General features: G+C 75.0%; 2 protein-coding genes (1 of these 2 cut by a window edge). Both read right to left on the bottom strand.

Annotated features, from left to right (window positions below):
- A protein-coding gene (locus tag ACIG3E_RS29250) for an amino acid adenylation domain-containing protein (RefSeq protein ID WP_399622442.1) crosses the window boundary here: on the bottom strand, nucleotides 1–11,969 show its 5' portion. 10,105 nt of this gene lie to the left of the window's left edge; only the first 11,969 of its 22,074 coding nucleotides appear in the window; it begins with the start codon at nucleotides 11,967–11,969; its stop codon lies beyond the left edge, outside the window.
- Entirely contained in the window at nucleotides 11,966–25,996 is a 14,031-nt protein-coding gene (locus tag ACIG3E_RS29245) for an SDR family NAD(P)-dependent oxidoreductase (protein ID WP_399622441.1), read from the bottom strand. The genes ACIG3E_RS29250 and ACIG3E_RS29245 overlap by 4 nt, the downstream gene beginning before the upstream one ends.

Genomic DNA, 25,996 nt, shown 5'->3' with positions numbered 1-25,996 from the left:
GCGAGGAGGTCCTTCACGAGCACCACGGCGGAGGCGCCGTCGAGCACGAGGTGATGGGCGTTCAGCAGGACCCAGGCGTCGGTGCCCCGGGCGTCGCGGAAGACGCTCAGGCGGCACAGCGGCCCGTTCTCCAGGTCGAAGGGTTCCCTGGCGTGCGCGCGCAGCCGTGCGCGCACCTCGTCGGGGTCCGTCGCGGTCAGCTCGTGCTCGGTGACCGCGAGCGGCGTGGCCTCGGGCCGGGCGAACACGAGCCGGTCGCCGTCCTGCCGTACGACGGCGGTGAGCAGCGGGTGGCGGGTGCGCACGCGGTCGAAGGCGGCGCGCAGGGCCGGGAGGTCGAGATCCGCCACCGCAAAGCAGAGCGGCACGTGGTACACGCTCGCCCCGGGCGCGGACTTCTGGAGGCTCCACAGGCCCCGCTGCCCTTCGGAGAGCGGGTGCGGCACGAACGCGGGCTCGTCCACCGGGAGCTCCGGAGCCGTCCGCGGGCGTACGCCGTCGAGGTGGGCGGCCAGGGCGTCGACGGTCCGGTGCTCGAAGAGCGCGGCCGAGGCGAAGTCCGCGTGGAGCTCGCTCCGCACCCGCCGGGCAAGGCGCACGAGGCCCATCGACGCCATGCCGAGCGCGGTGAACTCCCGGTCGGTGGCCACCTCGTGGGGCGCGGTGTCCAGCTCATCGGCGAGCGCGGCGCGCAGCCAGGCGCGGACGTCAAAGGTGGTGCCCTCGGGGCGGGGTTCCGGCCGCGCGGTCTCGGGCCTCTCGGCCCGGACCGGCTCCACGCGCGCGTGGTCGCTCCGCGCGGGCGCGTACCAGTGCTCGCGCCGCGCGAAGGGGTACGTCGGCAGGCTGACGCGGCGCGGCGGGCGTCCGGTGTACAGCTCGCTCCAGGTGACGCGCGCTCCGGTCAGCCAGCTCCGGGCCGCCGCGTGCGGGTCACCGGTCGCGCCGCCCACCGCCGACGCGCTCGTACCGGCGTCGGTGAGGTCGGCGTACCGGTCGGGGCCCGCGACGCCGTCGGCGCTGAACTCCGCGAGCGCGGTGGCCAGTTCGGCGGTGGAGCGGACGACGAGCGCCAGGCGCACGGGCAGTTCGTCACGGCCGGTCTGCAGGGTGTGCGCGATGTCGCGCAGCGGCGTCGGGGGTCCCGCGCGCTCCGCGTCGCGCAGGTGCGCGGCCAGCCGTCCGGCGGCCGTGCGCAGCCGCTCGGGCGTGTGCGCCGACAGGGGGACCAGGCAGGGCTCGTCGGCCGCCGCCTCGGTGGGGCGTGCCTCGCCGTCGGCCGTGTCCGCTGCGTCCGCCATGTCCTCGTATTCCTCGATGATCAGGTGTGCGTTCGAGCCGCCCGCGCCGAAGCAGGAGATGCCCGCGCGCCGGGGCAGGGGGCGGCCTGCGGCGTCGACCGGGTTCCAGGGGGCGAGCTCCCGCTGGACGTGGAACGGCGACTGCTTGAAGACGATGCCGGTGTTGAGGTCCTCGGCGTTGATGGAGGGCGCGAGTGAGCGGTGGCGCAGCTGCATCAGGACCTTGGTGAGGCCCGCGACGCCCGAGGCGCTCTCGCAGTGGCCCAGGTTGGACTTGAGCGAGCCGACCGCGCAGTACTGCCCCGGGCGGTCACCGGCGAAGGCGCGGCTGAGCGCGGAGATCTCCAGGGAGTCCCCGAGCGGGGTCGCCGTGCCGTGCGCCTCCACGTAGCTGACCGTGTCGGGCGTGACCCCGGCCCTGGCCAGGGCGCGGGTGACGACGTCGCGCTGCGCGTCCAGGCTCGGCATGCTGTAACGGCTGGTGCGGCCCCCGGAGTTGACGGCGCTGCCCTTGATCACGCCGTAGACGTGGTCGCCCGCGGCCACCGCGTCGACGAGCGGGCGCAGCACCACGGCGCCGACGCCCTCCGCGGCGAGGAACCCGTCCGCGTGCTCGGAGAAGGGGCGGCACCGCTCGCCGGACGACAGCAGGCCGTGCTCCTGGAGCACGTCGAAGTGGTCCGTGCCCAGGAGCAGGTTGACGCCGCCCGCCACCGCGCAGGCGCTGTCGCCGGAGAGCAGGCTCTGCACGGCCAGGTGCAGGGCCGTGAGCGACCCGGAGCAGGCCGTGTCGACGGCCACGCTCGGGCCCTGGAAGTCGAAGAGGTACGAGGTGCGGTTGGCGATGGACGAGTAGGCCGTGCGGCCGTTGTACGTGGCGTTCATGACGCCCACGAACACGCCCACGCGGCCGTGCCCGGCGAGGGCCGCGGGCGTGTAGCCCGCGTCCTGCACGGCGCCGTGCGCCGTCTCGATGAACAGGCGCTCCTGCGGGTCCATGGCCGCGGCCTCGCGCTCGTCGATGCCGAAGTACGCGGCGTCGAAGGAGGCCACGTCGTCGAGGAAGCCGCCCCAGGGGCGCTCCCGGTCCTGCCAGTCGCACCACCAGCGGTCGGCCGGGTAGGGCGCGGTCGCGCTCTCGCCCCTGGCCAGGTTCTCCCACAGGCGCGCGGGGCTGTCGGCGCCGGGGTAGCGCCCGGCGAGGCCCACGACGGCGATGTCGCCACAGGGGCGCGGCGCGGGGTCGTGGGAGGCCTCGGGCGCGGGCCGGGTCTCCTCGTCCTGGCGCGCGGGCAGGGCCCGGGCGGTCGGCGGGGCGGCCGGGCGGGAGTCCACGCCCAGGACCTCGGCCAGGCGCGCGGTGTGCGTGGTCGCGAAGTACCCGGCCACGTCCCGGACGGTCGAGTGGTCGAAGAAGAGCGTGCTGCTGAGGTCCTCGAAGGCACGACCGAGGGTGTTGTTCAGCTGGACCACGAGGATGGAGTCCAGGCCGAGGGCGAAGAGGTCGGCGTCCGCGTCGAGCCGCTCGGGGTCGAGCTTGAGGGTCTCGGCGACGAGGCCGGTGACGTACGCGACGGCCCGGTCGGCGAGGGAGGCCGCGGAGGCTTGGGGCGCTTGGGGCGCTTGAGACACCTGGGGTGCCTGGAGCGCCTGGGGCGTCTCGGCCCGTGCGTCTCGGGCGGCTGCCGCGTCGAGCCCGAAGAGCGCCCTCAGCTCGGGGCGGCGCCGCTCCACGAAGTGCTCCACGAGCTCGTCCAGGGTGCGCAGTTCGAAGAACAGGGTGCTGCTGACGTCCTCGAAGTCCCGGGCCACGGCGCTGTTCATGCCGGACACGAGGATGGAGTCGAGGCCGTAGTCGTGCAGGTCCTTGGCCGGGTCGAGCTCCCCGGCCGCCAGGTGCAGGGCCTCGCGCAGCAGCCGCTCGAAGTAGTCGGCGGTACGGGCGCGCAGCTCGCCCTCGTCGTCCACGGGAGGCGCCGCCACAGCCGCCACGGGGGCCGTCGCGGGGGGCGCGGGCCGGTCCTTGGGTCCTTCGGCCGTGCGGAAGCGGCCGTCGCTCTCGGCGACGAGCAGCATCTGCCCCAGTACGTGGGCCTCGGTGTCCGGCTGGGCGCCGGTGCGGAACCCCTCGTCCTGGAGGACCTCGCGCCAGCTCTCGGCGGAGAGCACGGGGCTGCCGGGGATGCGCAGGGCGGCGTCCCGGTACCGCCACCAGCCGTCCAGGAGGCCGAACGTGACGTGGGCGAGCAGGGTGTTGCGGCTCATCTCGTTGAGGAAGAGCAGCCCGCCCGCCCGCAGGGTCGCCTTGACGTTGCGCAGGGTGCGGGAGATGTCGGCGGTGGCGTGCAGGACGTTGGTGGCCACGACGATGTCGAAGCCGCCGAGGTCGATGCCCTGCGGCCCGGGCGCGTGCTCGGCGTTGAAGATGCCGGTGGTCAGGTGCGGGTAGCGGGGCTTGAGGCGCTCCTCGGCGCGGAACAGGAACGCCTTGGACAGGTCGGTGTAGTGGTACTCGGCGATGCGGTCGCCGAAGGGTTCCAGGGCCTCAAGGACCCTGACGCTGGTCGCGCCGGTTCCGGCGCCGACCTCCAGGACGCGCAGCCGCCGTCCCGGTGCGGCCGCGCCCCAAGCGCGCACGGCGTCGGCGAGGACCACGCTGAGCTGGTCGTTGAAGTAGTCGACGACCGGGTCGCCCCGGTAGACGCCCTCGACGCGGGACAGCGAGGAGCCGGGGAAGAGGATCTCGGTGCCCTGGCGCGCGCCGGTCAGGACGTCCGGCAGGGCCTGGAGGCAGGACTCGACGAGGTCGACCTGCGCGCGCTGGTTGGCTCCTGGCTGCCAGCCGTCGCGCTCGGCCCGCCACTGGCGCCACAGGGCGGCGGCGTCCAGGTCGGGGGCGGCGAGGGCGGGTCCGGCCGCGGCGAACAGCCGGTGGCTCTCCTCCAGCCAGCGCGCGTACTGGGGCAGGACGCGGTGGCCCGTGCCGTCCGGGTGGGCGGCGCCGAGGTCACGGAGCGTCACGTACAGCAGGTTCAGGGTGAGTTCGCGCAGGCGTGGGTGCGGCAGGAGGCCGCGCAGGCGCTCCACCTCGCCGTGCGGCGCGCGGTGCGCGGACACCACGGCGTCGCGTACGGAGGGCAGCCCCGGGCGGTGGACGCCCTGGTGCTCGTCCAGGGCGAGGCCGCGCAGCGCCTCGTCGCCGAAGGTGCGCATCAGCGTGACCTGGCTGTGCTCGCCCGCGAGGAAGGACTCCAGGGCGGTGAACGCCTCGTCGGGGTCGAGCGAGTCGACTCCGGCGGCGGCCATCCGCTCGCGGTAGAAGGCGTCGCTGACGACACCGGCCACGCCCCAGTACCCCCAGTTGACCGCCTTGGCCACGGTGCCGCGGCGACGCAGGGCGTGCGCGAGGGCGTCCTTGAAGGTGCATCCGGCGGCGTAGTTGGCCTGTCCGGGCGCCCGTACGAAGCTCTCGACGGAGGAGAAGAACAGCAGGAAGTCCAGCGGCTCGGCCCCGAACACGTCGGCGACGCGGACGCCGACGTCGGCCTTCGCGGCGAGGGCGGCGCGGAAGCGGTCCTCGTCCATGTGCGCGAGGGTCTTGTCGGCGAGGACGATCGCCGAGTGCACGACGCCGTCGACGCGCGGGTGGTCCCGCTTGATCCGCGCGTGCGCGGCAAGCAGGCTCGCGTGGTCGCGCGCGTCGGCCTGGACGTAGGAGGGGGCCGCCGCGCCCGCGGCGCGGGCCCGCTCGGCGAGGTCGGCGAGGCGCCGCTCGACCTCGCCGGTCAGGGGGCGTCGCCCGATCCACACGACCGTGGCCCGGTAGCGCTCCACCATGGAGCGGCTCCACAGTTCGCCGATGCCGCCCGCGCCGCCGATGACGACGTAGACGCCGCCGTGCCGGTAGGGGCCCGCGGCCGGTTCGAGGGCGGTGGTGGGCAGCAGCTCCTGGGAGAACCAGCGGCCGCCGCGCAGGGCCACCGTGGTGCCGGGCCGCACCCCGGTGAGGTGCCGCTCCTCCCCCAGGCGGTCGCCGACGCGGTCGCCGGAGTCCGGGTGCGGCAGGTCGACGAGGTCGATCGTCCAGCGCGTGTGCTCCCGGGCGAGGCTGCCCGCCAGGCCGTGGACGCTCGCGTGCGTGGCTGCGACCGCGTCCCGGTCCCGGACGGACTGGGTGCCGAACGTGTAGAGGGACCAGGCCAGGTCGCGCGTGCCGTGGCCGAGGGCGAGCAGCGCCTTGACGATCCGGAAGACCTCGACCGCGCCGCGCTCCTGGCCCTGGACCATGCCCTCGGGCGTCTCGGCCGGTGCGACCCACACGACCCGGGCGATCCGTCCTTCGGTGGCGGCGCAGGCCGTGCGGACGAGCCCGGCGATGGCCTCGGGCGACGCGCCCTCGGGCAGGTCGACGCGCTGGTGGCCGGGGTGGAGCGCCGCGAGTTCGGCACGCAGCCTGCGGTCGGCGTCGAGGACGAGCACCGCGCCGCGCGGGCTGTCCGGCGCGGGGGCTTCGGCGGGGTGCCGGGGCTCCCAGACCGGCAGGAGCGTGCGCAGCTCGGAGGCGCGGGCGGGCTCGCGGCGGTCGGGCGCGGCCAGGGCGCGGTAGGCCAGGCCCCGCAGCGTGGCGCAGACCCGGCCTGTCGGGTCGACGAGGTCGATGTCGAGGACGTCGCGACCCCGGTTCGCCGCCGTGGAACGGTTCGCCGCCGGACGCACCCAGGCGTACATCGTCTCGCCGAACGGCGCGTGCGCGTCGAGCCGGTCGAGGGCGAAGGGCACCCGCGTCGTCCCGTCCGTGGCCCCCTCGGCCGTGGCGGAGTCGAAGGCCGGGTCCAGGCCGAGCGAGGCGTGGACGGCGGCGTCGAGGAAGCTCGGGTGGAGCGCGTACGCCGACGCGGTGGCGCGCAGGTGCGCGGGCAGGCGCAGCTCGGCGAGCACCTCGCGGCGTCCGTCGCGCTCGCCCCGGTGCAGGACGTGCACGAGGCGGAAGCCGGGGCCGTAGGCGACGCCCGCGCGGGCGATGTGCGCGTAGACGTCCTCGCCCGCGAGGGGCCGCAGCCGCAGCAGGTCGCGCAGCCCGTCGACGTCGACGCGGGGCGGCGGCGCGGCCTCCTCGGTGGTGGCGCGGCCCTGGACGCACGGCTGGTCGCCGTCCGTCAGGAGGGCGAAGTCCAGCGGTCCGGAAGGTGCCGCGTCGTCGCGGGTGAGGGTGAACTCCACCTGCCTGCCCGCGTCGCCGACGACGACGGGGCGCGCCCACGTCACGTTCTTCAGGACGGTGCGCCGCCCGGCCGCCGCGGGCAGGGCCTGCCGCAGAGCCGTGCAGGCCATCTCCAGGCTCGCGACGGCGGGCAGCAGCTTCCTGCCGTCGACGACGTGGTCGCGCAGGACGTACTCGTCGCCGGAGAAGGACGAGCGGTGGCGCTGCCCGTCGAGCCGCGACACGTTCTCGTGCAGCAGCGGGTGCGCGTGCGGCGTGCCGGGGACCGCGTCCGGGCCGGGGGCGGTGGTGCGCGGAGCACGGGCCACGTACGGGTGGCGCACCGGGGCGAAGGCGTACCCGGGCAGGCTCACGCGGCGGGCGGGCCGCTGCCCGGCGAGCGGGCTCCAGTCGGCTTCGGCGCCGCGCGCCCAGGCCTTCGCCGCCTTCTTCAGCTTGCCGTCGGCGAGCCTGCGGGCGAATTGCGCGGTGCGCTTGCGGGTGGCGTCGCGGTCGGTCGCGACGCATCCCCCGGCGGGTCCCGCGAAGCGGCGCGCGGTGTCGTCGCCGTCCGGGTCCTGGACGAACGCCTCCAGCTCGGCGGCGAGTTGCCCCAGGTCGCGGACCACGAACGCCACGCGGCAGGCCATGGCGACCCGGCCCGTGCGCAGGGTGTGCGCGACGTCGTCGAGGCGCAGCGCGGCGGCGCGGGGCCCGGTCAGGTGCCGGCGCAGCTCGGCGGCCGCGCGCACGAGGTCCTCGCGCGTACGGGCGGACAGCGGCACGAGCTGCGGCGTGCCCTCGCTGTCGGGGCGTGCCGGTGCGGCGGGCACGTACTCCTCGAAGACCGCGTGGGCGTTGGTCCCGCCCAGGCCGATGGAGCTCTGCGCGGCGCGGCGCGGCGTCTTGCCCCTGGGCCACTCGCGCAGCCGGTCGACGACGTGGAACGGCGAGGTGTCCAGGCGCAGTTGGGGGTTGGGCTCGCGGTAGTGGAGCGTGGGCGGGAGCTGGCCGTGGTAGAGGCTCAGGAGCACCTTGAGCGCCCCGGCGAGTCCGGCCGCGGTGTCGAGGTGGCCGAGGTTCGTCTTCACCGAGCCGATGCCGCAGTAGCCGGTGTCGGCCGTGGAGGCGCGGTAGGCCTCGGTGAGCGCGGCCACCTCCACGGGGTCGCCGAGCTTCGTGCCGGTGCCGTGGGCCTCGACGTAGCCGATGGTGCGCGGGTCGACGCCGGTGCGGTCGAGGACCTGGCGGATCAGCCGGGACTGGCCGTTGACGCTGGGGCTGTAGAAGCCGGTGGCGTCGCCGCCGTCGTTGTTGGTGGCGATGCCGCGGAGCAGGCCGTAGACGTGGTCGCCGTCGGCGACGGCGTCGGCCGCGCGGCGGATCAGCAGGGCCACGACGCCCTCGCCGCCCGCCATGCCGTCGGCGTCCGCGTCGAAGGCCTTGACGCGGCCGTCGCCGGAGAGGTTGAGGCCCGCCTTGTGGACGTAGCCGAGGCCGTCGACGCTGTTCGCCGAGGCCGCCGCCACCAGGGCGAAGTCCGTCTCGCCGGACTGCACGGCGCGGGCCGCGAGGGCGAGCGCGCTCAGCGAGGAGGAGCAGTTGGAGTGCACGGACATGCTCGGCCCGCCGAAGCCGAGCTGGTAGGAGACCATCGAGGCGACGGTGCCGCTCTGGCTCATCACCCACGACAGGTACTGCCGGGGGTCCTCGATGACCGCGGCGGGCGTGTCGCCGGAGTCGTCGGGGGCGCCGTAGTGGTGGTTGCCCGTGGAGACGTACACCCCGGTGTTCGGGATCTGCCGGTGGTCGCGGCCCGCGTCCTCGACGGCCTTCCAGGCGTGCAGCAGGACCTGGCGGAACTGCGGGTCCATCAGCTCGACGTGCTGGGGCGAGAGCCGGAAGAACGCGCCGTCGAACTCCTCCTTGCCGTCGAGGCCCGAGCGCAGCGGCACGAAGTCCGGGTCGTCCAGGACCCGTTCGGGCACGCCCGCCGCGCGCAGCTCGGCCTCGCTCCAGCGTCCGGCGGAGGCGTGGCCGCGCTTGAGGTTCTCCCAGAACTCCCAGTGGTCGCGGGCGTCGGGGAAGCGGCACGAGATGCCGACGACGGCGACGGCGTCGTCGGGCAGCGACGCGGTCTCCGGCGCGGGAGCCGACGCGACGGGCTCCGGCACGGCCGCCTCGCCCGCGTGGTCCTCCGCGTCCGGCGTCCGCTCCCGTACGTACGCGGCGACGGCGGCCGCGGTGGCGTACTTGAACAGGTCGGCGGCCGTGAACGCGACGCCGAGGCGGCGGCTGATCAGGTCCGCGAGCACCACGGCCGACAGGGAGTTGCCGCCGGACTCGAAGAAGGAGGCGTCCGGGGCGAGGTCCTGGAGCTTCAGCACGTCCCGCCAGCAGGCGAGGACGTCCCGCTCGACGTCACGGGGAGGCCGCGCGGCCTCCCCGGCGGGCGCGAGCGCGGGTGTGACGGGCGCGGGCGCGGCGGACACCTCGCGTCGCATCAGGGCCGTGCGGTCGACCTTGCCGCTGCCCGTCAGCGGGACGGTGTCGAGCGGGACGTAGAAGTCCGGGACCATGTACGCGGGCAGCAGCGCGCGCAGGTGTTCCTTGAAGGCGTCGGCGCGGGCGGCCGCGCCGCGCGGCACGTAGTAGGCGACGAGCTGCTTGGCTCCGTCCTCGCCGCGCGCGACGACGACGCACTCGGCGACGTCCTGGTGGCGGCCCAAGTGGTACTCGATGTCGCCCAGTTCGATGCGGTAGCCGCGGATCTTCACCTGGAAGTCCTTGCGGCCCAGGTAGTCGATCTCGCCGTCCTCGGTCCAGCGGGCCAGGTCGCCGGTGCGGTAGAGCTTGCCGCCGGGCACCAAGGCGTGGTCGACGAACTTCTCCGCGGTGAGCTCGGGGCGGTTGACGTAGCCCTTCGCGAGGCCCTTGCCCGCGATGCACAGCTCGCCGGTCCCGCCGTGGGGCACCGGGCGCAGGTCCTCGTCGAGGATGTGGACCTGGGTGTGGGCGACCGGCCTGCCGATGGTGGTCGGCCGGTCGTGGCGGACCGGGCCGCCGGTGGAGTACACGGTCGTCTCCGTCGGCCCGTACAGGTTCCAGGCCTCGGTGCCGGTGTCGCGGAAGAACTCCTTGAGCGTCCGCGGCAGCGCCTCGCCGCCGCAGAAGACGCGTACGCCCTCGGGGTTGCGCCAGCCCGAGTGGAACAGCATGCTCCACGTCGCCGGGGTCGCCTGCATGACCGTGGGCCGCACCCGGGCGACGCGCTCCTTGAGCCGCTCCACGTCCTTGATCGTCGGGCTGTCGCAGACGTACACGCGGGCCCCGCACACCAGCGGCAGGAGCAGTTCGACCTGCGCCATGTCGAAGCTGACGGTGGTCACGGCGAAGAGCGTGTCCGCCGCGTCCATGCCGGGCTCGCGGCGCAGCGAGCCGAGCAGGTTGGTGAAGCCGCGGTGCGGGATCATCACGCCCTTGGGGCGGCCCGTGCTGCCCGAGGTGTAGATGACGTACGCCAGGTCGTCGGCGGTCACCGCGGCGGCGACGGGTCCGGAGCCGACGGCGGCCGCGAGCGCGGCCCGCTCCTCGTCGAGCACGAACAGGCCGGGCGCGGCGGCGCCCTCCACCAGGCCCCGGGCGCGGGCCTGGTGCCGGGCCTGGGTCACGATCAGCGGGGTGCCGCTGTCCGTGACGATGTCGGTGAGCCGGGCGGCGGGCAGCTCCGGGTCGAGCGGGACGTAGGCGGCGCCCGCCTTGAGGACGCCGAGCAGGGTCACGACGAGCTCGGGCGAGCGGTCGAGCAGCACGGCCACCAGGTCACCGCGCCCGACGCCCCGCGCCGCCAGGCAGGAGGCGAGCGCGTCGCTGCGGGCGCTGAGCGCCTCGTACGTCAGGACCTCTTCCTGGCCCGCCACGGCGACCGCGTCCGGGGTGCGGCGCGCCGCCTCCTCGACGAGGTCCTGGACGCACCGCTCGCCGCCGCGCCGCCGCAGCGCGGCCACCGTCGTGTGCGGGTCGTCGCACACCGCCGCCAGGACGTCGAGGAAGCGGTCCGCCAGCTCCTGGACGAAGGCGGGGCGGTACAGCTCCGGCTGGTACTTCCAGTACAGGGCGTAGCCCCCGCCGCTGCGCCACACTTCCACGGAGAGTTCGTACTCCCCCTCCTGGTGCAGCTCCTCGACGAGCCGGTAGGGCCGCTCGGCATCGGCGATGCCGTCGAGGACGTCCTGGAAGACGAACGCCGTCTGGAACACCGGGGAGCGCCCGGCCGGGGTGTCCTGCGCCAGCTCCCGCACGAGCGCCGGGAAGGGGTACCCGTGCAGCAGGTCGTCGGAGACGTCGCGCTGGGCGCGGGTGACGAGCCGGTCGAAAGGCTCGTCGGCGGGGAGCGCGACGCGCACCGGCACCATGTTGATCATCAGGCCCACGGTGCGGGCGAGGGCGTCGCCCTCGCGCTCGTTCACCGGCATCCCGACGACGAGTTCGGCCGCGTCGGAGTACGTCGCCAGGGTCGCCGCGTAGGCGGTGAGCATGGCCGTGGACACGAAGGTCCGGCGGGCGGTGGCGAACTCGGACACGCGCGCGGCCAGTTCCGCGGGCACCTCGGTCACGAGGGTCTTCCCGGCGAAGCGGTCGGCGAGCGCCGTGTGGGGCCGCTCGGCGGGCAGGTCGAGCACGGGCAGGGGCGCGGCGAGCCGGCTGCGCCAGTACGGAAGGCGCTCGGCGCCGCGCCCGGCCAGGGCGCGCCGCTCCTCGCGGACGAAGTCGTGGAAGCCCGCGCCCGCCTCGGCGTCCGGGGTGCGGTCTCCGGCCGGGGCGCCGCCCGCCCGTGCCTCGTACTCCTCGAACAGCGTGCTCATCAGGAGCGTCGCCGACGTGCCGTCGAAGACGATGTGGTGGACGACGATCAGGATCAGCGACTCGTCGCCGGGGCGGTCGAAGACCCGGACGCGGAACAGTCCCCCGCCGTCCCGCGTGATCGTTTCTGCCGTCCCGGCCAGCGAGAACACCTGCTTGCTGGCGCGCTCGACGACGGCCAGCGCCTCGCCCTCGTCGGCGGTGCCCGTCAGGTCGACCCGCGCGAAGTCGAGCGGGCGGGCCGGGTCGACGGACTGCGTCGGCTCCCCCGCCTCCTGGCGGATCACCGTGCTGAGCGCGGGGTGGCGCACGAGCAGCGCCCGGCAGGCGTCCTGGAACGCGGCCACGTCCAGGCCGCTGACGCGGAAGCACAGCGGCACGTTGTACGCCGCCATGTCCGGGTACGCCCGCTGGAGCGCCCACAGTCCGCGCTGGCCCTCGGAGAGCGGGTAGGCGAACTCCCCGGCGGGGCGCGGGGCCTCCGCGGCCCGGGGGCGCGGCTCCTGCGCCTGGTCGCGCAGGGCGCGCAGGAGGTCGCCGACCTCACGGGCGCCGACCCGGCCCGCCTTGTAGTCCGCGATGAGGGCGCTGAGCTCGTGCTTCACTTCTCGTTACTCTCTTCGTCGAGGAGCGCGATGGCGTCGTCGAGGTGCAGGGCGCCGGCGCGCAGGCACTCGAGGACGTCCAGGACGTCGGGCGCGGTAGGCCGTTGTTCCGGGCGGGTGGCGACCAGGCGCTTCAGGCCCGCGGGCCACCGGTCCGCCAGGTGCCCGGCGAGCTCGGCGACAGTGCCGTACTCGAACAGGGCGCTGGGCACGAAGCCGGGCGCGACCGTCGCCGCCAGGTCCTTGCTGAGGCCGACGGCGCCGAGCGACGTCAGGCCGAGCTCGATCAGCCCCGCGTTGGCGCCGATGTCCCGCGCGGGCCGTCCCACGCGGGCGGCGACGAGCTGACGCAGATAGCCGCGCGCCTTCTCCTGAGCCGGGGGCTCGGCCCGGTGGACGGAGACGGGCGGCTCCGCGCCGTCCGGAACGAAGCGCCAGTGGACAGCGCCCGGCACAGGGGCCGCGGTGGCGGATGCCGCCACGGTGGGGGCGGTCGTCGGGGTGGGGGCGGTCGTCGTGACCCAGTGGCGCCGCCTGGCGAACGGATACGTGGGCAGGTGCACGCGCCGCGGAGCCGCCGCGCCGGGCGGAGCGGGCCAGGTGACGGCGTGGCCGCCGAGCCACAGCTCCGCGACCTTGCCCCACTTGCCCTGCGCCGCCCACCGGCCGACGAGTTCCGCGCGGACGTCGTCCTCGTCGAGGAGCCGGGACTCGGCGGTCGTCTCCGTCACGCGGCCGCGCCACACCTGGACCCCGGTGCCGTCGGTCCCGGTGCCGCCCGCCACGGCCTCCAGGCCCTCGCGGACCTCGCCCAGGTCGTGCGCGAGGATCACCGCCCGCTCGGCCAGGGCCACCCGGCCGGTCTGGAGGGTGTGGGCCAGGGCCGCGGGCGCCAGCGCGGCGCCCTCCTTGGTGTCCAGGAAGCGCAGCAGCTTCTGCGCGTAGGCGCGCAGCCGGTCGCCGTCCGTCGCCGACAGCGGGACGAGCACGGGGCCCGCCGCCGCGCCGCTCAGGGCCTGGTCGGGCACCGGGGGCGCCTCCTCGACGACGACGTGCGCGTTGGTGCCCGTGGCGCCGAACGCGCTCACTCCGGCGCGGCGCGGCGTGCCCGGGCTGCCCGCGTCCACCGTCCACTCCTCCAGGTCCGTCTGGAGCCGGAAGGGCGAGTCGGCGAGGTCGAGGTACGGGTTGGGCGCGGCGGCGCCGACCAGCGGCGTCAGGGTCCGGTGGTGCAGCTGGAGGACCGCCTTGGTCAGCCCGCTGATCCCGGCCGCCGCCTCGGCGTGGCCGATGGCGGACTTGACCGAGCCCAGGGCGCAGAAGCCCTTGGCGTCGGTGTGCTTCTCGAACGCCCGCCGCAGCCCCTGGACTTCGATGAGGTCGCCGATCTCGGTGCCCGTGCCGTGGGCTTCGAGGTAGCCGATCGTCCCCGCGTCGACCCCGGCGCGCTCCAGGCAGGTCTCGATGAGCTCCGCCTGCGCGGCGACGGACGGCACCCGCATGCCGGGGGTCCGGCCGGAGTGGTTGACCGCGGTGCCCTTGATGACGGCGTACACGGCGTCGCCGTCGGCCAGCGCGCGGTCCAGCGGCTTCAGGAGCACCGCGCCGACGCCCTCCGCCGCCACGTAGCCGTCGCCGCCCGCGCCGAAGGAGCGGGCGGGCGCGTCGCCCGCCAGCAGGTCGAGGCTGCCGTACGTGCCGTACTTGGCGGGGTGCAGCGAGAGGTTCACCCCGCCCGCGAGGGCCGCGTCGCACTCGCCGCGCCTGAGGCTCTCCACCGCCAGGTGCACGGCGTTGAGCGACGAGGCGCACACGGAGTCGACCGCGAGGGACGGGCCGCGGAAGTCGCAGACGTGCGAGACGCGGTTGGCGACGGCCGCCGCGTTCAGCGCCAGGGGCGGGCCCGCCGGGTCGCCGTCCGCCGCGTCGTGCTGCACCAGGACGTAGTCCTTGTGCATGACCCCGGCGAAGACGCCGACGGTCCTCCGCCGTCCGCCGTCCTGGTCCCCGGAGAGGCCCGCGGGCGTGTATCCGGCGTCCTCGACGGCCTCCCAGCACACTTCGAGGAACAGCCGCTCCTGCGGGTCGAGCCGGGCCGCCTCGGCGTCGGATATCTGGAAGAACTCCGCGTCGAAGCAGTCGGGGTCGTCCAGGAAGCCGCCCAGGTGGGACACCGGCCGCCCCGAGGGGGTGCGCTCGCCGTCGAAGGTGTCGCGCGGCCAGCGGTCCTCGGGCACCTCGCCGACGCAGTCGCGCCCGGCCTTGAGGTTCTCCCAGAACTCGGCGATGCCGCGCGCCTTCGGGTACCGGCCGCCGATGCCGACGATGGCGATGTCCCGCGTCCCGCTGCGGTCGGGCACGGCGGGGACCGGGGCGGGGGCGGCGGAAGGCATGGCCGCCACGGGCCCGACCGGCTGGTGGTGGCGCGCGAGATACCCGGCCAGGGCCGTCACCGTGGCGTGCTCGAACAGCAGCGTCGGCGCGAGCCGCGTGCCGAGCCGCTCCCCGAGCTCCGCCGCGACCCGCAGCAGCGTCGCGGAGTCCAGGCCCAGCGCGTAGTAGCTCGCGCCCGTGTCGATCCGGTCCGCGGGCACGCCGAGCCGATCGGCGACGACCGACCGTACGAGGGTCTGCATGGCGTCGGCCGCCGGTGCGCCCACGGGCACGGCCGTGACCGTGGGCTCGGCTGCCGCGACGGCCACCGGCGCCGCTTCCCGCGCGGGGTCGATGTGTCCCGCGTCGCGCACGGCCTTCGTGGTCAGGCCCGTCAGCTCGGCCAGCTTGCGCCCGTGGTCGTCGAAGAACTCCATCCCGAAGGTGAGGAGTTCGTCCCCGCGTGTGATCGTGTCCCGCCGCACGCGGGTGTGGCAGGCGCGGCCCAGCGGGCCCGTGGCCCGGAACGAGGCGTAGTGCAGGGGCAGGAAGAGCCGCGGCTCGCCGCCCAGGGCGACGGCGCTGGCCGCCACCGCGCTCCCGTCAATAAGTACCGGCTGGAACGAACGTTCTATCCAGTCGTGAAGTAGGAAGTCCTCGTCGACCGCCACGCTCACCCAGATGCCGTCGGGCGTGGTGCGCACGGAGCCGACGGCCTTCATCGCGCCCGAGTGGACGAGTTCCTGGGACCGGAAGCTCCGGTAGATCTCGCTGAGGTCGCGCGCGTCCTCGCCGGGGGCGCGCAGCGCGTCGAGGACGTCGGCGGGAACCTCCGCGTCGAAGGCGGTGGGGACGTCCGTCAGGTGGACATCGGCGGTCACGTACGGGGCCGGGGCCTCGCCCTCGCGCCGTGCGGCGTCGGTGACGGTGATCCGCCAGGCGTCGGCGGCCGTGGCGCGGGCCTCCACGCGCAGGTCCACGGCGGCGCCCTCGTCCACGGCGAGCGGCCGGTAGATCGACAGGTCGCGCAGGACGAGCCGGGCGGGCGACGCGTCGGGCGCCAGGTCCGCGCAGCAGCCGTACAGGAGGTCGATCCAGGCGAGGCCGGGCAGCAACCGCCGTCCGTAGACGCGGTGTCCGTCGACGACGGCGTCACGGGCGTCGACGCGCCGCGTCCACACCCGCGCGTCGGTGACGGATGCGCCGGTGCGGACGTCGCGGCGGTCGAGTTCCGGGAGCGCCAGGGGGCGCCGTCGCTCCTCACCGGGGCGCGGGGCTGCCGGGCGGCCCAGGATGACGTGCCCGTTCGTGCCGCCGTCGGCGAAGCTGCTGACCGCCGCGTACGCCAGGTCCACCGGCTCGGCGCGCCGGGGCAGGCGGAGCACGTCGGGGTCGATCGTGAAGTGCTCCATGGGCTGCTCGCCCGACAGGAACGGCACCGTCCGCTGGTGGTGCACCATCAGCGCCACCTTGATGAACGCGGCGATGCCCTCGGCGCACAGCGGGTGCCCGATGTTGGGCTTCATCGACCCGACGTGCAGCGGCGCGGTGCGCTCCGCGCCGTACACCTCGTGGATGGCCTTGAGCTCCAGGAGGTCGGTGAGTTCGGAACCGGAGCCGTTGACGTCGAGGTGGCCCACCTGGTGCGGGGGGCAGCCCGCCTGGCGCAGGGCTTCGCGCATCACCTGCTTCTGGGCGGTGAGGTTGGGCGTGGCGGGCCCGGCGGTGCGGCCGTCGTTGTTGACGGCGAGGCCCTCGACGACGGCGTACACGGTGTCGCCGTCGCGCTCGGCGGCGGCCAGCGGCTTGAGCAGGACGACGCCCGCGCCCTCGCCGAGGACGACGCCGCCCGCACGGCGGTCGAAGATGTGGAACGCGCCGTCCTCGCGCAGCAGTCCGCGGCGCCGGAACAGCTCGTGCGCCTCGGGGTCGGCGAGCAGGCTGACGCCCGCGACCAGGGCCAGGTCGACGGAGCCCGCGGCCAGCGCGTCGGTGGCGACCTTCATCGCGGTCAGGGCGGACGAGCAGGCGGTGTCCATCACCATGGCCGGGCCGTGCCAGTCGAAGAACTGGGAGACGTTGGCCGCCAGGTAGTTCTGGCCCACCGTCATGATGGGGTTGCGGGCGCCGTCCACCAGCGTGCCGTCGGGGCGCTGTCCGCTGCGGGCGCCCACGTACACGCCGGTGCGCGAGCCCTCCAGGTCGGCCGCCCGGTAACCGGCGTGGTGCACGGCCTTGAGGCTCTCCTCCAGAAGGACGAGCGCCTGCGGGTCCATGGCGCGGACGTCCTCGTCGTGCAGCATGAAGTGCCCGGCGTCGAAGCCGTAGACGTCGTCGATGAGCCCGGCGCGGAAGCCGGTCGGCAGCCCCCAGCGCTCGGCGGGCACCTCGCGCACGGCGCGGCGGCCCTCGGACAGCAGCTCCCAGTAGGCGTCGAGACCGGGTGCGCCGGGCAGTCGGCAGGCCATGCCGACCACGGCGACCCTGCGGTCACCGGCACGAGCGGTGTCCTCATCCGTGTCCTCATCCGTGGCGCGCGCCTCGGCAGGGGCGGGCACGGCGGCGGACGGCGTCGGCTCCGGCTCGGCGCCGAACCGCGCGGCGACCTCCGTCGGATAGGTGTCGAGCAGCCAGGTCACGAGCTCGCTCAGGGTCGGGTACTCCAGGAGGACCGACGGGTCGAGCGGCACGTCCAGGCGCTGGCGGATCCGCTGGAGGATCTGCGCGAGCAGGATCGAGTCGGCGCCGTAGTCGGCGTACGAGGTGTCCGGGTCCAACTGGCCGGACTTGAGGCCGAGTTCCCCGCTGAAGGTGTCGCTGAGGAAGGCGGTGAGCCGCGCCCCGAGGGACTCACCCGCGGCGGGGTCCTGCCGAACCTCGACGGTACGGGCGCGGGGCGCTGGGGCGGCCGGGGCCGTCGGGCGCGCGTCCAGCAGGGCGGCCGCGTCGAAGCGGGCGGCGTCGACCCGGACCGGCATGACCACGGGGCCGCGCGGCGCGGTGAGGATCTCGTCGAGGAAGGCGAGGCCCTCGGCGTTGGTGATGCTGAGCAGGCCCGTGTCGGTGTACGCCTTGTTGGTGACCTCGCCGAAGCCGGTCTCCCGCCAGCTCGGCCACTGCACGCTGGTGACGGGCAGGTCGTGGGCGCGTGCGTGGGCGAGGTAGTCCATGAAGGCGTTGCCCATGGCGTAGTCGCTCTGCCCGGCGCCGAGGGTCGGCAGGGCGGCCGAGACCGAGGAGAAGAGGACGGCGAAGCGCAGGGCGCGCGGGTCGAGGGCCGCGAGCAGGTTCACGGTGCCGTCGATCTTGGGTGAGACGACGCGGGCGACGTCGGCCACGGGTTTGCGGACGAACGCCGGGTTACTCGTGTCCACGAGCCCCGCCGCGTGCAGCACGCCCGCGATCGGCCCGAGCGTGGACCCGATGGTGGCGACGGCTGCCGCGACCGCGTCCGCGTCGTCCAGCGGCAGCGCGAGCACCCGCACCTCGACGCCCTGGGCCTCCAGGGCGGCGACGGCGTCGGTCTTCGCCCGGACAGCGGGCGGGCAGGCCTCCGGGTCCGTCCACAGGTGGCGCGGCGGCAGGGCCTCACGGCCCGTCAGGACGAGCCGTCGTACGCCGTGGCGGGCGACGAAGTGCCGCGCGCACAGCAGCCCGATGCCCCGGGTGCCGCCGGTCACGAGCAGGACCTCGTCGGGAGCGAAGGCGGGCGGGGTGCGCCGGGCCCCGGCGGGTGTCGGGGACGCGGCGAGCACGGGCGCGAGCCGGGTGCCGTCGCGGTGGCAGACCTCGGGCGCGCGCCCGTCGTCGAGGAGCTCCCGGTGGACGACGGCCGCGAGGGCGGCGGCGTCGCGCACGGCGGGGTCGAGGTCCACGTGGCGGGAGGTGAGGCTTCGGTACTCGCTCTGGAGCAGCCGGTAGAGCGCGGCGCGGGCGGCGCCCGCGAGCGGGACGCGGCGCGAGGCGCCGGGCGCGGCCGGATGGACGCTCTCCAGGCCCTGGGTCACGAACAGCAGCCGGATGTCGCGCGACGCCTTCGCGTCGAGGACGCGCCGCAGCAGCGTGAGCGTACGCCCGGAGGGGCTGTCCTTGGTGATGCGATCGATGTCGTCGCCAGTCCCGGTCAGGTCGATGAGGGCGGCGCACGCGGCGGCTCGCCGGTCGACGAGGCCGTCCGCGTCAGGAGCCGTCACGTCCACCAGCACGGCGCCGTCGAGCAGTTCGGCGATCCGCTCGGCGAGGTGCCGGGTGGCGGGGTCGTGCAGGACGAGGGCGCCGGACGGACCGGGGAGACCGGGTGTGGACGGGGCGGGGCGCCACCGCTTGGTGAGGAAGAGCCGCGTACCGGACGACTCGTCGGAAGGGGTGGGGGCGGCGGGCGGCTCCCCGGCAGTCGCGGGAGAGGCGGGCGCGGCCTGCGGTACCCAGTGCCGGTCGCGGGCGAACGGGTACGTGGGCGCGCTGATGCGCCGCGGTGTGACGGCCGCGGCGGCGTGCAGGGCCTGCCAGTCGGGCGCGGCGCCGCGGGCCCACAGCTCCAGGAGTTCGGCCGCCTTGCCGCGCCGCGCCAGGGAGGCGACGGTCTCGGCGAGTTCCTCGGTGGGGACGATGGCCAGGGCCTTCCGGTCGCGCTTGGCGTTGCCGCGGCAGACGCCGTCGACGGCGGTGTCACCGGCCAGGTGGCGCTCCAGCTTCTCGGCGAGCGCGGCGAAGGAGTCGGCGACGACGCCGAGGCGCTCGTCCATGGCTTCGCGTCCGGTCTGGAGGGTGTACGCGAGGTCCGCGGGGGTCACGTCGGCGAGGTGGGCGGTGTCCTTCGCGAAGCGCAGCACCCGCTCGGCGTAGGCGCGCAGCCGGTCCTCGTCCTTCGCCGAGAGCGGGAAGAGCTGCGGGCCGTGCGCGGCGGGGGCGGGGCGGCGGTCGGTGTGCTCGGCCACGATGAGATGCGCGTTCGCGCCCCCGGCGCCGAAGGAGGAGACACCGGCGATCCGCGGCTGCGGGCGCCCGTCGACGACGGGGCGTTCCCAGTCGCGCAGCTCCTGATTGACGACGAACGGCGTACGGGAGAAGTCGATGTGGGGGTTGAGCGTGGCGGAGTGCAGCGACGGGGCGATCTGGCCGTGCTGGAGCTGGAGCAGGACCTTGGTGAGCCCGGCGATGCCCGCGGCGCTCTCGCAGTGGCCGATGTTGGACTTCGCCGAGCCGAGGTAGCAGGGGCCCGCGGCGCCCGCGCCGTCCGGGGACGCGGCGGTGAATGCCTGGCTGAGGCCGGTGATCTCGATGGGGTCGCCGAGCTTGGTGCCGGTGCCGTGCGCCTCGACGTAGCTGATGGCCCTCGGGTCGATGCCGGACTCGCTCAACGCGTCCTGGATCGCGGCCTGTTGGGCGCGCGGGTTGGGCACGGTGTAGCCGTTGGTGCGCCCGCCGTGGGACACGCCGCTGCCCTTGATGACGCCGTAGACGTGGTCGCCGTCGCGCTCGGCGTCGCGCAGGGGCTTGAGCAGGACGACGCCGACGCCCTCGCCGGGTATGTAGCCGTCGCCGCCGACGCCGAAGCTCTCGCAGTGGCCCTGGCTGGAGATGAACTGGCCGGTGCTCAGGCCGAGGTACTTGTTCGGGTGCACGGTCACGTTGACGCCGCCCGCGAAGGCGAGCCCGGTGCGGCCCCGGCGCAGATCGCGGCAGGCCAGCTCGACGGCGGTGAGCGAGCTCGAGCACATGGTGTCGACGGTCATGCTGGGGCCGTGCACGTTCAGCACGAAGGAGACGCGGTTCGCGACGCTGGCGTAGCTGCTGCCGAGGGCGTGGGGGTTGCCGCGGCCCGCGCCGCCGTCCGGGAACAGCAGCTGGTACTGCCCCCACATCACGCCCGCGTACACGCCGACCCGTCCGGCGGCGCCGTCACCGGTGGCGCGGCCGAGGCGCTCGCGGGTGTAGCCCGCGTCCTCCATCGCCGTCCAGGCGTGTTCGAGGAACAGCCGCTCCTGCGGGTCCAGATAGTCGGCCTCGTGGGGCGCGATGTTGAAGAACAGCGGGTCGAAGCGGTCCACCTCGCCGATGAAGCCGCCCCACTTGCTGTAGTGGCGGCCGGGCACGGTGCGGTCCTGCTCGTAGTACTCGCGCCAGTCCCAGCGGTCCTCGGGGACCTCGACGACGCAGTCCCGTCCGGCGCGCAGGTTCTCCCAGAACTCGCGTACGTCCCGCGCTTCGGGATAGCGGCCCGACAGGCCGATGACGGCGATGTCCAGGGCGGAGTCCTCCCCGGCGGGGGCGGCGTGGCGCGCCTCGGGCGTGGGGGCTTCTTGGGTGACCGTCGCGCGCGCCACGGTGTCGGGCCGCCGCTCCGCCCGCTCGGGGGCGTCCGCGAACATCGCCTCCAGGACGGGCCGGTGCGCGCCGAGGAAGTAGCCGCCGAGCTCGGCGAGCGTGTGGTACTCGAACAGCAGCGTCTTGGGCAGTGAGCCGAACGTCGTCTCCAGGCCCGCCGTCAGCTCGGTCGCCAGGATCGAGTCCATGCCGTACGAGCCCAGGGGCTCGGCGTCGTCGAGCTCGTCCGGCGGCAGCTGGGTGAGGCGGCAGAGCTCCGCCCTGAGGAACTCCACCGTGCGGGCGCGCAGGGCCCGTTCGTCGGGTGCGGAGGCGGGGGCGGACCGCCCTGCGTCAGGGGCGGCCTCGGGGGCGGGCGCCGCGTCCAGGAGGGCCCGCTCGCCCGCCGCGCGGTCTCCGGCCCAGACGACGACGTGGGGCTCGGCGCTGTCCAGGGCGCGGTGGAAGGCGTCGATCCCGGCGTCCGTGGCCAGCGGCAGGAAGCCGCCGCGCAGCCACAGGGCCCGGCGCGTGTCCTCGTCCGCGCCCATGCCTCCGCCGTGCCACAGCGGCCAGGCGACGGACAGGGTGCGGCCCTTGCGCTCGCCGGTGGCGACGCGAGTGCCGCGGTGGTGGGCGAACGCGTCGAGGAAGGCGTTGGCCACGGCGTAGTCGCCCTGGCCCACGTTGCCGGTGGCGCCCATGACTGAGGAGAACAGCGCGAAGAAGTCCAGGTCGAGGCCCTTGGTGGCCTCGTCGACGGCGCGGCATCCGGCGAGCTTGGGGGCGAGCACGCGGCGGAACTCCGCGTCGGTCTTGCGCTGGAGGAAGGCGTCGTGCAGGACTCCGGCGGCGTGCAGGACGCCGTGCAGCGCCTTGTGGCGCCGCGTCAGCTTGCGGACGAGGCGCTCGGTGGCGCGCCCGTCGGTGACGTCGAGGACGTGGTACTCGGGGCAGGCGCCCTCGGTGCGCAGCGCCGCGAGCTCCGCCTCGACCGCGGGGCCCAGCGGGGACCTGCCGGTCAGGCACAGGACGGCTCCTGGGGCGCGGCGGGCGATGTCCCTGGCGAAGATCCGGCCGAGGCCGCCCGCGCCGCCGGTGATGAGGTACACGCCGCCGGGCCGCCACTGCACGGGCGGCGCCCCGGTCGTGGCCGTCTCGTCCAGGGGCTCCCAGGCGAGCACCTCGCGGGTGCCGTCGCCGCGGTGGATCCGCTGGTCGCCGGGGTGGCGGCTCTCCGTCTCCAGGGTCTCGGCGAGGTCTGCCGCCGTCGCGTCGGCGGGCACGGCGAGGACTTGGCCGAGGAGGGCGGGGTGCTCCAGGCGGGCCGTGCGCAGGAGGCCGGACAGGGCCTGGTGAAGCGCCTGTTCGCCCTCGGCGTGGGTCAGGACCTGGAGGAGCACGGAGCCCGTCGGCTTGCCGATGAGCAGGCCTCGTATCGCACGGAGCAATTCGACGGCGTGCTCGGCGACGGAGTCCGCCACCGGGCGGTCGGCGGCCCGCTCGGGCGGCTCCAGAAACGTCACTTCGGGGGCGAGCGCGCGCAGTTCGCCGAGCTGGGCGTCGAAGCCGCAGGCGAGCACGAGCCGCGCCGTGTAGGCGGGGGCTTCGGGGCGGTCGGGGGTGTCGGCCGCGCGCCACACCGGGCGGAACAGCGTCACGTCGTGCGTGGCCCCCGGCTCGGCGGCGGGCTCCGTGGTCTGGCGCATGGAGTAGCCGCGCAGCCGCGCGAAGATCCTTCCGTGGGTGTCGCAGAGGTCGAGGTCCCAGCGCCGCACCTGGCGCGAGGCGGTGGGCACCGCGCGGACCCAGGCGTAGGCGGTGCGCGGCGTCGGCCCGTGGACGTCGATCCGGTCGAGGGCGAAGGGCAGCGCGAGGCCGCTCCGTTCGGCCGCGTGGGCGTCCGGCGCGAAGGCCGCCTGGAGCGCGCCGTCGAGCAGGCTGGGGTGGAGTACGTAGGCGTCGAGGGTGCTCGCCACCTCGTCGGGCACGGTGAGCGCGGCGAGGACCTCGCCGTCGCCGAGGCGCAGCTCGCGCACGGCCCGGTGCGCGGGGCCGTAGTCGAGGCCCGTGGCGCGCAGCGTGGCGTAGAAGTCGTCGACGTCGAGCGTGGCGGCGTCGGTGCGCGACGTCAGCGCGTCGAGGTCGAGGGGCTCGGGCGGGGCCGTCCGTACCCGCGAGGCCACTCCACGCGCGTGGACGACGTCGGCGGCGCGGATCTCGAAGGCGACCGGGGCGCTCTCGGGGGTCGAACCCCCGCCGGTGGTCGGGCTGTTGGCGCCCGCCGTCACCACCGTGTGGACCGTCCGCGTCCCGTCGCGTACGGCGAGGGGGCGCGACCACACCACGTTCTCCAGGCGGAGCACCTCGGCCGGGCCCAAGTCCCCGCTGTCGGCGGCGGGCAGCGTGCGGCTCGCGGCCTCGCGCCCCATCTCCAGGGAGGCGACGCCGGGCAGCACGGGATCGCCCGCGACCCGGTGGTCGCGCAGGAAGAAGTCCTCGGCGGTGAAGGCGGAGGCGAAGGAGGCGAGGGCGTCGGTGTCCTGGAGCGCGTGCTGGAGCAGGGGGTGCCGGGGCGCGGCCGGGGCGGTGGACCGGTCCGCGGTGGAGGGCGCCGGTGACGCGGGGCGGTCCGCCGCGGCGCGCGGCCGGTCGGCGGCGGGCTCGTCGGCGGGCTCGTCGCCGAGCCAGTAGTGGTCGCGGTCGAAGGCGTGCGTGGGCAGCGGGACGCGGCGCGGCCGGGCCCGGCCCGCGTGGCACGCCTCCCAGTCGACGCGGGCGCCGCGCACCCACGCGGCCAGGATGTCCTCGGCCGCCGCGCCGGGGGCGGCGGTGGGCACGGCGTCCCGCTCGGCGCGGCCGCGCAGCACGGCGGGCGAGGCGTCGGCGCCCGCCACGAAGTCTTCGAGGAGCGCGCCGAGGGAGGCGACGCTCGTCACCGCGAGGCCGAGGCGCTCGGGCAGCTCCGCGCGGCCCACCTGCGTGGTGTACGCGATGTCCGTCAGGTCGGCGTCGGCCGGGCGCTCCCGCCGCAGGTGGTCGAGCAGACGCCGGGCCTGGCGCAGCAGTTGGGGCGTGCTGCGGGCGGACAGGACGACCATCGCGGGCTCTGGGGCGCCGCCCTGGCCGTCGGTCGCGTGCGGCGCGGCCCCGGCGCGCGGGAACTCCTCGACGACGACGTGGGCGTTGCTGCCGCCCGAGCCGAAGCTGCTGATCCCGGCGCGGCGGACGGGGCGCCCGTCGAGGTCCCAGTCGGAGAGACGGGTCACGACGGAGAACGGCGAGGCGTCGAGGTCGATGTGCGGGTTGGGGCGCTCGTAGTGCAGCGTGGCGGGCAGCTGCCGGTGCTGGAGGGCGAGGACCGTCTTGAGCAGTCCGGTGATGCCCGCGGCGGCTTCCAGGTGGCCCAGGTTGGTCTTCACCGAGCCGAGCGCGCAGGGCGCGTCGCTCCCGGCGAACGCCTTGGTGAGCCCCTGGACTTCGATGGGGTCGCCGAGGGCGGTGCCGGTGCCGTGCGCCTCCACATAGCCGATGTCGCGCGCGGCGAGGCCCGCGTCGGCGAGGGCGGCTTCGACGAGGCTCGCCTGGAGGGCGGCGCTGGGCACGGTCAGGCCGCCCGCCTGGCCGCCGTGGTTGGTGGCGCTGCCCTTGATGACGGCGTGCACCGGGTCGCCGTCGGCGAGCGCGGCGGCGAGCGGCTTCAGGAGCAGGGCGACGCCGCCCTCGGAGCGCACATAGCCGTTGGCGGACGCGTCGAAGGTCTTGCACTGTCCGTCGGGCGACAGCATGCCCGCCTGGTGGTAGGCGACGCTGTTGGCCGGGTGGGCCAGTACGTTGACGCCGGCGACCAGGGCGGTGTCGCACTCCCCCGCGCGCAGCGCGCGCAGGGCCGTGTGCACGGCGACGAGGGAGCTGGAGCAGGCCGTGTCGAGCTGGACGCTGGGGCCGCGCAGGTCGAAGAAGTACGAGACGCGGTTGGCGATGACGGCCATGGAGGTCGCAAGTCCGCTGTGGGCGCGCACGGGCAGGCCGCGGGTGTCCATGACGCGCTGGTAGTCCGAGCCGCTGGCGCCGACGAAGACGCCCGTCCGGGTGCCCGCGACGCCGCTCGGCGCGTATCCGGCGTCCTCCAGGCAGGCCCAGGCCAGCTCCAGCGTCCAGCGCTGCTGCGGGTCCATGTGCCGTGCCTCGTACGGGGTGACGCGGAACAGGGCCGCCTCGAAGGCCCCGGCGTCGGTGACGAAGCCGCCCCGGTCGATGCCGGGGTGGGTGTCGGGCCCGGTGCCGTCGGGCCACTGCCAGCGCCCTTCGGGCAGGGTGCCGATCGCGCTGGTGCCGGAGGCGAGCAGCTCCCACAGTCCGGCGCGGTCCTCGATGCCGCCGGGCAGCCTGCACGCGGTTCCGATGATCGCGACGTCACGGGAGGCGGCCGCGGGCGGTGTGGCCGCGGGGGACGGTGAGGCGTCCGGTGTGTGGCCTGTTTCTCCCTCCCTGAGATCTTCCAGATAGGAAATGATCAAGGCGCCGGTGTTGTGCTCGAAGAAGAAGAGGGGGGCGAGCGAAATTCCGTATCGGGACTCGATCTTTTCCTGAAGATCCAGAAGCCCCGCCGAGTCGAATCCCAGCTCGAAGAGAGGGCTTTCTAGCGGATGCTCGATTCCCTCGTAGTCAACGCCGAGTATAACGTCGAAGAACTCCCGTATTTCTACGGCGAGTTGCCCGCCCGGCGGAATGGGGGCCGCCGTGGACTTCTCTCCTTCGCTTTGGAGAATTCGCACTCGTTCCTGACGGACCGACAGGTCGTAGACGACGAGTACGCCGTTTCCCTCGTTGACCAGATCCCCCGGCCGATATCCCGGGACGAGCGCGCGGATCTCGGCGCCGTGCAGCTGGTGCATGCGCAGGACGGTGTCGAGGCAGCGGCCCTGCGCGTTCGTCGCGCGGAGGTACGCGGCGAGGTCCGGCTCCGGGTGCCTGCCGAAGTCCCGGCAGCGGGTGACACCGACCGCCGTCCGGATGGACTCCTCCTCTTCGGCGCAGGTCAGCAGGTGTTCCAGGAGCATGTCGCCGAAACGGAAGCTGTGCTTCGAAGGGTCGACGTTCAGCGAGAGGACCTGGGCGACCGGGCCCTCGGGCCGGTGCAGACGGTCGGCGGTGTCGAAGGTCGCCGCGAACACGTCGTCCGGACTGCCGATGCGCTGAGAGTAGATGACCGCGTGCACCGCGCCGTCGGACTCGACGACGAACTGACCGACGGGATGGGAGAAAAGGCGTCGGCGGATGACTTCTTCAGAGACCCGCAGCGGCTCGGCCCAGCACAGCTCCTCAAGTTCGAGAAGTCGGGGCAT

This window comes from Streptomyces sp. NPDC053474, assembly GCF_044544845.1.
GTDB lineage: Bacteria > Actinomycetota > Actinomycetes > Streptomycetales > Streptomycetaceae > Streptomyces.
The sequence above is the reverse complement of the archived record's forward strand: the minus strand, read 5'-3'. Positions and strand labels throughout refer to the sequence as shown.

Coding starts and splice junctions, on each gene's coding strand:
- ACIG3E_RS29245 (WP_399622441.1), bottom strand. CDS start 25,996: ATGCCCCGACTTCTCGAACTTGAGGAGCTGTGCTGGGCCGAGCCGCTG.